Genomic DNA, 12,721 nt, shown 5'->3' on the forward strand with positions numbered 1-12,721 from the left:
GATCACAGAATCTCGGGACGGGGACGGAAACCGAAACGGACCTCCGGTGAGTTCGCGACGAAGACCGTCCCGTCGAGTGAGATCCTGGTGTCGTACACCGGGATCGAGACGCCGGGTGCGTCCAGACAGCGACCGTCCAGCAGGCTGAAGGCCTGCTTCTTCAACGGCGACTGGACCACCGGGAACCCGCCCCGATCGCCGACGATGCCGCGTGACATCACGGCGGCCCGGCCGATCGGGTCGATGTTCCCGATCGCCCGAATGCTGTCGTCGGCCAGCCGGAACAGGGCCACCTGGGCACCGTCGGGGAGGAGCACCGCGACCCCGCGGAGCGGTTCGAGCCGGGCCGCGGGGCACGCCGCGGTCCAGTCGCGGGTCCATCGGTGCAGATCGAAGGGGGTCGTGGTCATGCCTGTTCCTTCCTCGGGGGCATCGACGGGGTACTGCCGAGCAGAATGGGCACCTTGCGGCCGTTCTTCTCGCCGAAGTCGACCGTCGGGTCGGGGGCACCGGGAGCGTTGACGAAGGAAACGAACCGGGCGAGCTTGTCGGGGTCGTCGAGGACGCCCTTCCACTCGCACGCGTAGCCGTCCACGTGCCGCGCGACGGTGGCCTCGAAGTCCGCGTTGAGGCCGAGCGCATCGTCGATCACGACCGCGCGCAGGCGGTCCATGCCGCCGTCGAGGCTCTCGACCCACGGCGCGGTGCGCTGCAGCCGGTCGGCGGTGCGGATGTAGTACATGAGGAAGCGGTCGACGTAGGTGATCAGCGTCTCCCGGTCGAGATCGCCGGCGAGGAGCTGCGCGTGCCTCGGCGTCATGCCGCCGTTGCCGCCCACGTAGAGGTTCCACCCGGACTCCGTCGCGATGACGCCGACGTCCTTGCCGCGGGCTTCCGCGCATTCCCGGGCGCAGCCGGAGACGCCCATCTTGATCTTGTGCGGCGATCGGAGGCCGCGGTACCGCAGCTCGAGATCGATCGCCATCTGCACCGAGTCCTGCTGGCCGTAGCGGCACCAGTCGCTGCCGACGCAGCTCTTCACGGTGCGCAGTGATTTGCCGTAGGCCTGACCGGATTCCATGCCGGCGTCCACCAGGCGCCGCCAGATCAGCGGCAACTGGTCGACTGTGGCGCCGAACATGTCGATCCGCTGGCCGCCGGTGATCTTGGTGTAGAGCCCGAAGTCGCGGGCGATCTCGCCGATCACGATCAGCTGCTCGGCGGTCACGTCGCCGCCGGGCATGCGGGGCACCACCGAGTAGGTGCCGTTGCGCTGGATGTTGGCGAGGAAGTGATCGTTGCTGTCCTGCAGGGACGCCTGCTCGCCGGAGAGGATGTGGTCCGAACTGGTGGACGCGAGGATCGATGCCACCGTCGGCTTGCAGAGGTCGCAGCCCGTGCCGGTGCCGAACCGCTCGATCAGCCCGCTGAAGGTGCGGATGCCGCTCGCCTGGACCAGCTCGAAGAGCTCGGCGCGGGACTGGGTGAAGTGCTCGCACAGCGACTTCGAGACGGTGACGCCCTCCGCCTCGAGCAGCTGCGAGAGCAGCGGCACGCAGGAGCCGCACGACGTGCCGGCGCTGGTGCAGCCCTTGAGCTCCGCGACCGTGCACGCGCCGTCGGCGATCGCCGCGCACAGCGTGCCCTTCGAGACGTCGTTGCACGAGCAGACCTGCGCAGCGTCGGGGAGCGCTCCGACCCCGATGCCGGGGGAGCCGTCGCCGGCGGGTGCGATGAGCGAGACGGGGTCGCCCGGCAGGGACGAGCCGACGAGGGGCCGCAGCACGCCGTACTGCGAGGCGTCGCCGACGAGCACGCCGCCGAGTAGCGTCGAGGCGTCGTCGGAGAGGACCAGCTTCGCGTAGGTCCCGCCGATCGGGTCGCTGACCACCACGTCGAGGGCGCCCGGAGTGGTGCCGAGGGCGTCGCCGAAGGAGGCCACGTCGACGCCGAGCAACTTGAGCTTGGTGGACAGGTCGGCCCCCGGGAACTGCGCGTCGCCGCCGAGCAGGCGGTCCGCGACCACCTCGGCGCTCGCGTAGCCCGGGCCGACGAGGCCGTAGCAGCGGCCCTCGATCGCCGCGACCTCGCCGATCGCGTAGACGGCGGGATCGGAGGTGGCACAGCCGAGGTCGGTGATGACACCGCCCCGCTCACCGACGGCCAGCCCGGCCTCGCGGGCCAGCTCGTCGCGCGGCCGGACACCGGCGGCGAAGACCACGACCGCCGCGTCCACCACGGTCTCGTCCTTGAGCGTCACAGCGAGGCCGTGGTCGCCGAGGGAGATGTCGCTGGTACCCGACGAGAGCGAGATGTCGATCCCGAGGTCGCCGATCATCCGCGCCAGGTGTTCGCCGCCGCCGGCGTCGACCTGCTGGGGCATCAGGCGCGGGTTGACCTCCACCACGTGCGGGCGCAGGCCCAGGGTGCGCAGCGCGTTCGCCGCCTCCAGGCCGAGGAGTCCGCCGCCGACTACGATGCCGACGGGTTCCGCCGTGCGGGCCGACGCGGCGTCGGCGTCCGCGCGGAGTGCGTCCAGGTCGTCGAGGGTGCGGTAGACGTGACAACCGGGGAGGTCGTGCCCCGGGACGGGTGGCACGAAGGCGTAGGAGCCGGTGGCGAGCACCAGCGCGTCGTAGGCGATCGGGCCGTCGGCCGTTGCGACGGTGCGCGCTGCGCGGTCGATGCCGATGACCCGCGCGCCGAGCCGTAGCTCCACCAGCGGATCTCCTGCGTAGTCGTTGCCCGCGAGAGCGAGCTCGCCGCGGTCCCAGGTCCCGACGTAGGACGAGAGCCCGACGCGGTCGTAGGCCGCGTCCGACTCCTCGCCCAGAACCACGATCCGCCACGCCCCGGCCTCGTCGCGGGCGCGCAGTGCCTCGACGAATCTGTGGCCGACCATCCCGTGACCCACCACCACGACCGTGCGCTGGTTGACCATGGACCTCTCCTCTCGCCGGAAACCATCGGCTCCGAATCTAAGGAGGTGGTGTTGCGGGGCTGTGCCGCCGTGTTGCCCGTCGATCACGCCTTCCTCACGGGCCGCGGATCACGGGCGTGAGGAGTCAGGCGAGGCGTTCGACCAGGTCGCCCGGGCGCGCGAGCGGGGGCACGAGGGCCACGGCACGGCGCCCCACGGCGTCCCGCAGGTGCGGCGTCGCGACCGTCGTGGGCAGGCGCCATCGCCCCTGCCCGTCGGGTTCCACGGGGAGCATGCGCCAGCGGTCGTCGGGGTTGGCGTCCGCCAGGGGGAGCAGTTCGACGGTGCGCGGCTCCTCGCGCAACAGCGCCTCGCGCAGCGGCCGGGCGAGCAGCGCGGCGCCGAGCATCGCCGCCATCGGATTGCCACCCAGCCCCACCACGATCGGGCCGTCCGGCACCGTCGCCACGAGGAGAGAGCCGCCGGGGCGGACGTCCACCCCGTCGACGAGCACCGTCGCGCCCGCCTCGTCCAGTGCGCCGCGCAGCCGATCCGCGGCCCCTCGACCGGTCGCCCCGATGATCGCCACGACGTCGGCGCCGTCCGGCAGGAGCGCGGCCCCGAACGCCGCGGGCGCGTCCCGCAGGTGCGGTCCCCGCCGTACGTCGGCGCCAGCAGTCCCGAAGATCGCGGAAACGGGACCCCACGCGGTCTCGGGCAGCCCGGTCCGGCCGGGCGCCCCGACCTCATCGCCCGAGGTGTGCAGCCGGATCCGTAGCGGACCGCGGGAGCCGATCGCCTGCACCCCGGCGGCCGTCGCCAGGGATACGGCGGCCGCGTCGATCGCAGTGCCCGCCGGTGCGAGCGTCGTACGCACCCGCCACGCCGAACCGGCCCGTCGGACGTCGTCACGATCGGGATCCGTGCAGCCGATCAGGTCTCCGTCGCGCACGATCTCCTCGTCGCGGACCACACGATCGGCCCCGGCTGGGAGACGTGCGCCGGTGGCGATCCGCACGGCGGTCCCGCGCGTGAGCTGCGGTGCGTCGTGGCCGGCGAGCGCGGCACCGTCGATCGGGCGCCACGGCGACGGCCCCGCGACCGCCCACCCGTCCATCGCGGACTGATCGAAGGGCGGGAAAGGTGCGGCCGCGACGAGCGACTCCGCCAGCACGGCCCCCGTCACGAGCGGTCCGCGGGCGGAGGGGAGAGCGGGAAGGGTCGTGCGCAGCAGTCGGCGGACGGCGAGCGGAGACGCGACGGCGCGGTCCAGATCCGCCGGGGTGTCCACGTCGGCGAGCGGCAGTCGGAGCCGGGGCGCGTCCGGCGGGACGATCGCTCGCACGGGCGCGCCGGTGACGTCACCGACGCCCGCGAGCGCGGCGCGCAGGGCCGCGACGTCCCAGACGGCGAGCAGGTACTGGGGCCGTCCGTGCGCGTCCTCGGCGAGCGCCATCGTCGCTCCGGTCTCGGCTCGCAGCGCGGCGAGCCGGGTCAGCTGCGACGGCTCGATCTCGGGGACGTCGGCGGCGATGACCGCGACGGTCCTTGCGGCGGAGGGGATCGCGGCGAGTCCCGCCGCGATCGCGGCGAGCGGGCCGGCCCCCGCCGGATCCTCGCGGACCACCGTCACCTGCCTCGGTACGACCCGCGGCGGCCCCACCACGACGGTGGGCGCACCGCCCGCCGCCGCGATGGCGGCGTCGAGCAGCCGGCGTCCGCCGACCTGGACCTCGGGTTTGTCCCGTCCGAGGCGGCGGGCGCCGCCACCGGCCACGACGACGGCCGCGTCGCAGGACGCGGCGGGGTCGTGGTCAGTAGACGTCACGCACGTATCTCCGTTCGGCGGACAGCGCCGCCACGTAGGCGTCCGCGCTGCGCGGGGCCATGTGGCCGTGTTCGGCGACGATACCGCGCAGCGCCTCGTCCACGTCGCGGGCCATGCGCGCCGCGTCGCCGCACACGTAGAGGTGCGCTCCGCGTCGGATCCATTCCCACAGCTCGGCGGCGTGCTCGCGCATCCGGTCCTGCACGTACACCTTGTGGTCCGCATCGCGGGAGAAGGCGGTGTCCATCCGGGTGAGCGCGCCGTCGGCCGCGAGAGCGTCGAGCTCGGCGCGGTAGTAGAAGTCGGTCGCCTCGTGCTGTTCGCCGAAGAACAGCCAGTTGGGGCCCGTCGCACCGGCGCGGGCCCGATCGTGCAGGAATCCGCGGAAGGGCGCGATCCCCGTGCCCGGCCCGATCATGATCGCCGGCACCGTCGGGTCCTCCGGCGGCAGGAAGGCGCGGGTCGGCTGCACGAAGACGTCGACTGCGTCGCCCACCTCCAGCCGGGCGAGGAAGGTCGAGCAGGTTCCGCCCCGGCGCCTGCCGGCGTGGTCGAAGGACACCACCGAGACGGTGATCGAGACGCGCTCGGGGTTCTCTCGGGGGCTCGACGAGATCGAGTACAGCCGCGGAGTCAGCGGCCGTAACAGCGCCTCCCACTCGTGTGGGTCCGCCTGCACCGGATGTTCTGCGAGGAGGTCGAGGAGCTGGCGGCCCCAGGTCCACCCGGCGAACGTCGTGGGGTCGTCCAGGACTCGGTGCAGCTCGTCGCTCGCGCCGGAACGGTCGGCGACGAAGCGCAGGACTTCTGGAGTGATCCGCGTGAGGTCCATGCGCTCCAGGGCCACGGTGTCACGGTCGACCCCGGTCCGGGCGCAGAACTCCTCGATCACCGCGCCGCCGTTCACCGGCCACACCCCGAGCGCGTCGCCGGCGCGGTAGGCCAGCTCCGCGGACGGAAGCTCGAAGGTGAAGCGGCGGACATCCTTCGCTGAACCCTCCCCGGACAGCCGATCGGACTCCACCAGCCGAGTCCGCAGCGGCTCGTTCCGAGAGGGCCCCGTCGGGGTGTCCGTCGCTCGCGTGATCGGCGCGGCATCGGGGTCCAGCGCGGACACCACGGCATCGAGCCAGACGGCGGCGGTCTCGGCGTAGTCGGGCTCGCACGAGGCCCGTGGTGCGAGCCGCGTCGCGCCCAGGTGCTCCAGGCGGGCATCGAGCTTGCGCGCGAAACCGCAGAAGTCCGCGTAGGACGGATCGCCGAAGCCCAGAACGGAGAACCGCAGGCCGCCGAGGTCGCCGGGCTCCGCCCCGGCCAGCGCGTCCCACAGGGCGACGCCGTTGTCGGGGGCGTCGCCGTCGCCGGTGGTGGCCACCAGGAAGACGACGGTCCCGGTCAGGTCCGCCGGTGCGACCCGCTCGGCGCCGACGACCTTCGCCGTCATGCCCGCGCTCCGCAGTGCGGCGGCGCACTCCGCGGCACAGCCCTCGGCGGTCCCGGTCTGCGACGCCCACACCACGGTCACCGCCGGAGTCGTCGCGTCCGCCGGGGTGGACTCGGCGCCGTAGACGCCGGCGAGGACGCCCTCGAGCCAGGCCCGCGCCATCGGGGAGAGCGGCGCGTCGTCCGGCACCGTCGGCACGCCGGTCGGAGGAGCGACGCTCAGACCCGTGAGCAGGCCGCCGAGGTAGCCGGAGGCCTCGGCGGAGAGCTCGCCGGGGCCGGAGGCGTACGGCGCCAGTGCTGCGGCGAGCGGCGATCCGGAACGATCGGCGGGCTCCGGATGATCTGCGGGGACGGGGGTGAGCGCGACCGCGCAGACCTTGAACTCCGGCTGCAGGGACTCGGGGTCGACGGCGTCGTTGGTCACCGCGTTCACGGCCACGTCCTCTCCGAAGGAGTCGGCGAAATGCATGGGCGCGAAGCAGACTCCGGGGCGCACCGCGTCGTCGACGGCCACCGGCAGGGTGGCCCCGCCACGCCGGCTGGAGACGCGCACCCGTACCCCGGTGGTGAGACCGAGCCGGTCGGCGTCCTCGGGGTTGAGCTGGAGGAAGGGAGCGGGGTCGAGGCGGTTCAGCTTCGCGACGCGCCCCGTCTTGGTCATGGTGTGCCACTGGTGCGCGAGACGCCCCGTGGTGAGGACCAGGGGGTACTCATCGTCGGGGAGTTCCGCGGGCGGTAGGTAGGGCCGCGCGAGGAAACGAGCGCGGCCGGAGGGGGTGGCGAAGAAGGGGCCGCGGGCGGTGTCCGCGGGGTCGAGGTAGCGGATCGGGTTCCGGTCGGCTCCGCCCGGCGCGGCGGGCCACTGGACGGGTCCGCGCGCCAGCCGCGCGTGGTCCACGCCGCGCAGGTCCCAGCCGGTGCGCGGGTTGTGGAAGGCCTTGAGCTCCTCGAAGACCGCTGCGGCGTCGGGGTAGTCGAAGTCCGCGCCGTGGCCGAGCTCGGCGGCGACCAGGCAGATCAGCTTCCAGTCGGGGAGCGCGTCGCCGGGCGGGGGCGTCGCGGCGGCGGTCCGCGTGAGGGAACGTTCCGAATTGACCATCACGCCGTCGGTCTCGGCCCAGAGCGCCGCGGGGAGCACCACATCGGCGTAGGCCGAGGTCTCGGTGCCGGTGTAGGCGTCCTGCACCACCACCAGTTCGGCCGCGCGCAGCGCGTCGATCACGGTGGAGCGGTTCGCCATCGACGCCACCGGATTGCTGCAGATGATCCACGCCGCCTTGATCGAGCCGCCGGCGAGGTCCCGGTACATCTGCACCGTGCCCTGGCCGGCGTCGCTTCGGATCGTGCCCTCCGGCAGCCCCCAGAGCGCCTCGGTGTGCGCGCGGTCGTCGCCGTCCAGCGCGGAGCGTTGCCCGGGGAGTCCCGGTCCCATGTAGCCCATCTCGCGGCCGCCCATCGCGTTGGGCTGGCCGGTGAGGGAGAAGGGGCCCGAGCCGGTACGGCAGATCGCGCCGGTCGCCAGGTGCAGGTTGCACAGTGCGATCGTGTTCCAGGTGCCGTGGGTGGACTGGTTCAGTCCCATGGTCCACAGGCTGGTCCAGTTCGCGGCTCCCCCGATGAGCTCGGCGGCGCGCTCGATGTCGGCTGCGGCGAGGCCCGTGATCTCGGCGACGCGGTCCGTCGGATAGTCCTCGAGGAAGGCGGGCATGGCGTCCCAGCCCTCGGTGTGCTGCGCGATGAAATCGCGGTCCAGCACGTTCTGCTCGGACAGCACGCGGAGCAGGCCGTTGAGCAGCGCCAGGTCGGTGCCCGGCCGGATCGGCAGGTGCAGATCGGCTTTCGCCGCGGTCGCGGTGCGGCGCGGGTCCACGACGATGAGCTTCGCCCCGGCCTTGACCCGGTCCATCATGCGCAGGAACAGGATCGGGTGGCAGTCTGCCATGTTCGCGCCGATGACCAGGAAGACATCGGCGTGGTCGAGGTCGTCGTAGCTCCCGGGCGGACCGTCGGCGCCGAGCGACTGCTTGTAGCCGGTGCCCGCGCTCGCCATGCACAGCCGCGAGTTGGACTCGATCCACTTCGTGCGCAGGAAGCCTTTGGCGAGCTTGGTGGCCAGGTACTGCGCCTCCAGCGTCATCTGCCCGCTGACGTAGAGAGCGATCGCGTCGGGGCCGTACTCGTCGCGGATGGCGCGCAGGCGCCGCCCGGTCTCGGCGACCGCTTCCGCGAGGCCGACGGGGCCGCGAGGCGCGTCCCGGTCCGCGCGCAGTTCGGCGCGGGTCTGGCGGCCACCCGCGGCGAGCAGGTCGACCGTGGTGGAGCCCTTCGTGCACAGCCGGCCCCGATTCGCCGGGTGGTCCTTCGTACCCGTGGAACGCGAGACTGCACCGTCGCGCACGTGCAGGGTGAGGCCACACCCCACGCCGCAATATCCGCACACCGTCTCGATGTCCATGCCGTCACGGTGCCCGCGCGGTGTTTCCGGGGCCGGGCCGCATTGTTACGACGGTGTCACCGGGTGCGCGCCGATCCGTGTCCGCGCCTGTGCGGTGACGCCGGGCCGGCTCAGACCAAGCGCGGCAGGACCTCGGCGTGCAGGCGCTCCATCTGCTCCCGGTCCGCGTCGACATCGTGTCCCATCGGATTGAGGAGGATCGTCTCCGCGCCGGCGGCGAGGACCTCGGCGAGGCCGTCGGCGACCTGGTCGGGTGTTCCGGCGACGGCGACGTCGCCGAACCGGGAGACCAGGTCTCCGTAGATCCGGTGGAGCCCCTCGTCGGCCCGGCGCCGAGCGCGAGCGGAATCGTCGTCGACGACGACGTAGACCCGCTTACCGATCCGGAATCCGGTGCCGTCGCGCCCCTGCCGGACCAACTCCTCACGGACGGTGGCCACCGCGCCGCGGAAGTGCTCCGTCGTCGAGGAGCCCGCGCCCATGAAGCCGTTGCCGAGCCGCACCGCACGGGCGAGAGCCTTGGGCGCGCCGCCGCCGAACCACAGGGGCGGGTGCGGTCGCTGTTCGGGCTTGAGCGGGATCGGGACGCCGTCGACGTCCCTGAAGCGGCCGTGGAAGGTCACCGTCGGATCGTCCGCCCAGGCGGCCTTCATGAGGTGGATGCCCTCCGTGTAGGACCCGATGAAGGTCTCGCGGGCGACGCCGAAGGCGGCGAACGGACGGAAGTCGCCGCCGGAGCCCACGCCGAGGTCGAGTCGCCCGTGGCTGATCCGATCGACCGCAGTGGCCGCGGCCGCGAGCTGCAGTGGGTCGTGCAGCGAGGAGACGATCACCGCGACGCCCAGGCGCAGCCGGCTGGTGCACGCCGCGGCCCAGGACAACAGTTCCAGCGGTGCGAGCATCGGCGCACCGCCCACCGTCTGCTCCGACGTCCAGCCGCCCTCGAAACCGAGTTCCTCGGCGCGGGCGAGATAGGCGCGCAGCGGATCCGGCTCGAAGGGGCCGTCGAGGATCTGCGGAATCGAGATCGAGAAGGTCGGAGCGCCCATGCCCCCAGCGTAGGCCCGCCGTGGGCCGCGGCGCCCGATGTGACCGGTTTGGCTCGCGGGTTTTCGGACAATTGCCCCGCCCAGCACCGAGTGGTCACTCACGTCCGGTAGAGAAGGGCGCTGACGACCGAGCGAAGGAGTGGAACGCAGTGGCTGGATTGACATGGGTCGAGGCGGGCGTGATGGGCATCGTGCAGGGCGTGACGGAGTTGTTCCCCGTCTCGAGCCTCGGGCACAGCGTGCTGATCCCGGCAGTGGTGGGCGGGCAGTGGAAGTCCGACATGGACATGTCCGCCGACGGCTCGCCGTACCTGTCGTTCATCGTGGCCCTGCACGTCGCGACGGCGATCGGCCTCATCGTGTACTTCCGGCGCGATTGGTTGCGCTTGATCGGCGCCCTGTTCACCACGGTCCGTACTCGCCGGATCGAGACCAGCGATCAGCGTCTGATCTGGCTCATCATCGCGGCGACGATCCCCGTCGGACTGGTGGGCCTGGTGGCCGACCACTTCATGCGGACCCACCTGGCCAAGCCGGTGCCCACGGCGCTGATGCTCATCGTCAACGGTTTCATCCTGCTCACCATCGAATACGTCACCGCCAAGCGCGGGCAGGTGGTGGCCGCGGAGTACGTCGACGAGCGGATCACCGGTCCCGAGGCCGACGAGCGCCTTGCGACCATGACCGTCGGTGAGGCGGTCACCGTCGGGGCGGCGCAGATCCTCGCGCTGGCGCCGGGCATCTCCCGGTCCGGCGTCACCACCACGGCCGGTCTGGCCAAGGGCATGACGCGTGAGGATGCCGCGCGCTTCGCCTTCCTCCTCGCGACCCCCGTGATCCTCGCCGCGGGCCTGCTCAAGTTGCCCGAGCTGTTCGCGGACGGGAACGGCATCTGGCCGCAGGTGATCTTCGGATCGGTGCTCTCCGGCGTCGGCGCGTACGTCTCGGTGCGATTCCTCACCAGGTACTTCGCGACGCGATCTCTGCGGCCCTTCGGCCTGTACTGCATCGTCGCCGGCGCGGCCGCCCTGGCTTTCGTGACCCTCGTCGCCTGATCAGCCGATCTTCCGGCCGATCCGCCAGGCGCCCAGAGCCGTGAACACCGCGAACAGGGCCGCGAACAGCAGCCAGATCACCCACTCGGACACCTGCGCGGTGGCGATGTGGGGGAGCAGGCCGTACTCGTCCTGCACCTTCGCGCGGGCCTGTGAGGAATCGTCGACGAGCGCGTCCAGCGGTGCGCGCGTGAAGGGACCGCGCATCACCGAGGCGGCCTGGTTCAGGGGCAGCAGGTTCATGAAGGTCACCACGCCGCTCGGCAGCGCGCCCACCGTGATGTAGGCGCCCGCGAGGAAGCCGCCCGCGGTCCCCACGATGGTGGCGACCGAGGTGAACACGGCGTTGGACTTGATGAACGTGACCACCAGGCTCCAGATCGCCGAGAAGAGCAGGCAGAAGCCGATCAGCTGGACGAGCGCCTGGGCGAAGGCGCCGACCGGGAGTGCCGCCGAGTAGACGACCCCCAGGTACACCTCGGCCAGCACCAGCACGAGGGAGCTCAGGGCAGTCGAGACCAGGAAGGCTCCGAGCAGGTAGCTCAGGATCATCTGGAACCGGCTGATCGGGGAGACCAGGAAGTCGCGGAAGACGTTGCCCACCCTGTCGTTGACGAAGACGACCAGCGCGGACAGGCTCGTCGTGGCAGTGGTGATCATGACCAGGTTGGCGATCACCCAGGAGTAGACGAAGGCGTCGACGTCGTCGCTCGAGGCCGTGGGCAGTGAGGTCTTCAGTGCGCTCGTCTGCACCCCGCCGAGGAATGCCGAGAACAGCACGAAGAGGATGATCGGCGACAGCAGTGAGAAGAACACCGCGGCCGGATCCCGGAAGAAGACGACGACATTGCGCCTGGTGAGGTGGTATAGCATCATCGACCGCCGTTCCGCGTGATGTTCAGGAAGACGTCGTCCATCGTTCCGTGCCGGAACTCGAAGTCTGTGATGTCGGAATCGAACTCGCGCAGCAGGTGCATGGCCTCCCGACTCGATTCGACGGTGATCCTCCGCTCGAGTCCGTTGAGCGTCGCGCGCCCGCCGAACCGGTCGTCGAACCGGCGGGCATCCCGGAGGGTCAGTCGCAGCTCGTCCTTCGCGTGCGCGGCACGGAGCTCCGTCGGCGTGCCCGCCGTGACGATCCGGCCGTGATCGATGATCGCGATCCGGTCCGCCCGCTCGGCCTCCTCCATGTAGTGCGTGGTGAGGAAGACAGTGAGGCGCAGCCGCTTCTGCAGGTCGAGGATCGTCGACCAGACGCGGTCGCGCGAGTCGGGGTCGAGGCCGGTCGTCGGCTCGTCGAGGAACAGGATCCGCGGCTGGTGGATCAGCGCGCGGGCGATGTCGGCCCGGCGCTTCTGGCCGCCGGAGAGCGCCTTGTAGCGCCGGCCGAGGAACTCCTCCAGGTCCAGCAGGCCGGACAACGCGGCGATCCGCTCCTTCGCGGCGGTCCCGTCGACGCCGTAGAACCGGGCGCGCAGTGCCAGGTTCTCCCGCACCGTCAGGATCGGGTCGAGCAGTGACTCCTGGAAGACCACGCCGATCGATCGGCGGATGTCCAGATCCCGCTCGCCGACCCGCATCCCGGCGACGTGGATCTCCCCGGACTCCACGGACTTCAGCGTGGTGATGCAGCTGATCGTCGTCGACTTGCCCGCACCGTTCGTGCCCAGGAACGCGAAGGTGCTCCCGTCGGCGACGTCGAAGGAGACGCCGTCCACCGCACGGAGGTCGCCGTAGCTCTTCACCAGATTCCGCACGCTGATCACCGACGGCGCGCGAGGCGGCGCCACGGGCGGGCGTCCGGGGGACGCCTGTACCGGCGGAGCGGGGACGGGTGCGGGTGCGGGCGGCGGTGGTCCGGCGGGCGGGGCAACACGTGACGCCACCGCAGACGGCGCGGGCGATGCCGACGGCGGCTGCACCGGCGCAGCGACGGCCGTCGGGGCCGCGGCCTGCGCCGCGGCCGGG

General features: G+C 71.9%; 8 protein-coding genes. 1 reads left to right on the forward strand and 7 read right to left on the reverse strand.

Annotated elements, in window-relative coordinates; translation table 11 throughout:
• Positions 1-2: 2 nt before the first annotated feature.
• From nirD to FK268_RS18655, 5 genes are all read right to left on the reverse strand, one after another.
• The gene (gene nirD / locus FK268_RS18635) at positions 3-410 is read right to left on the reverse strand and encodes a nitrite reductase small subunit NirD (RefSeq protein WP_146436777.1); all 408 of its coding nucleotides are present in this window, start codon (positions 408-410) and stop codon (positions 3-5) included.
• Complete coding sequence (nirB, locus tag FK268_RS18640; protein WP_146436779.1) at positions 407-2,941, reverse strand: nitrite reductase large subunit NirB; 2,535 nt, start codon at positions 2,939-2,941, stop codon at positions 407-409. Before nirB ends, nirD begins: the two co-directional genes overlap by 4 nt.
• A gap of 124 nt (positions 2,942-3,065) precedes the next feature.
• Complete coding sequence (locus tag FK268_RS18645; RefSeq protein ID WP_146436781.1) at positions 3,066-4,748, reverse strand: NTP transferase domain-containing protein; 1,683 nt, start codon at positions 4,746-4,748, stop codon at positions 3,066-3,068.
• Entirely contained in the window at positions 4,735-8,649 is a 3,915-nt protein-coding gene (locus FK268_RS18650; protein WP_146436783.1) for a bifunctional nitrate reductase/sulfite reductase flavoprotein subunit alpha, read from the reverse strand. The genes FK268_RS18645 and FK268_RS18650 overlap by 14 nt, the downstream gene beginning before the upstream one ends.
• Positions 8,650-8,759: 110 nt before the next feature.
• Entirely contained in the window at positions 8,760-9,698 is a 939-nt protein-coding gene (locus tag FK268_RS18655) for an LLM class flavin-dependent oxidoreductase (RefSeq protein ID WP_146436785.1), read from the reverse strand.
• Between the two features lie 149 nt (positions 9,699-9,847).
• On the opposite strand from FK268_RS18655, the gene FK268_RS18660 reads away from it, so the two are divergent.
• Positions 9,848-10,753 (forward strand): undecaprenyl-diphosphate phosphatase, encoded by a 906-nt coding sequence (locus FK268_RS18660; protein WP_146436787.1) that lies wholly within the window; start codon positions 9,848-9,850, stop codon positions 10,751-10,753.
• Here FK268_RS18660 and FK268_RS18665 read toward each other — a convergent pair whose 3' ends face one another.
• Both FK268_RS18665 and FK268_RS18670 read right to left on the reverse strand, forming a co-directional pair.
• Positions 10,754-11,629 carry an ABC transporter permease gene (locus FK268_RS18665; RefSeq protein WP_146436789.1) on the reverse strand — a complete coding sequence of 292 codons (876 nt, stop codon included), beginning with the start codon at positions 11,627-11,629 and terminating at the stop codon, positions 10,754-10,756.
• A partial coding sequence (locus FK268_RS18670) for an ABC transporter ATP-binding protein (protein WP_231707146.1) occupies positions 11,626-12,721 on the reverse strand: 1,096 nt, incomplete at its 5' end. The genes FK268_RS18665 and FK268_RS18670, both read right to left, overlap by 4 nt.

The organism is Tsukamurella sputi, assembly GCF_007858445.1.
Lineage (GTDB): Bacteria > Actinomycetota > Actinomycetes > Mycobacteriales > Mycobacteriaceae > Tsukamurella > Tsukamurella sputi.

Bases quoted from the DNA above. Each gene is read 5' to 3' on its own strand.
- nirD (WP_146436777.1), bottom strand. From the start codon at position 410: ATGACCACGACCCCCTTCGATCTGCACCGATGGACCCGCGACTGGACC.
- nirB (WP_146436779.1), bottom strand. From the start codon at position 2,941: ATGGTCAACCAGCGCACGGTCGTGGTGGTGGGTCACGGGATGGTCGGC.
- FK268_RS18650 (WP_146436783.1), bottom strand. From the start codon at position 8,649: ATGGACATCGAGACGGTGTGCGGATATTGCGGCGTGGGGTGTGGCCTC.
- FK268_RS18655 (WP_146436785.1), bottom strand. From the start codon at position 9,698: ATGGGCGCTCCGACCTTCTCGATCTCGATTCCGCAGATCCTCGACGGC.
- FK268_RS18665 (WP_146436789.1), bottom strand. From the start codon at position 11,629: ATGATGCTATACCACCTCACCAGGCGCAATGTCGTCGTCTTCTTCCGG.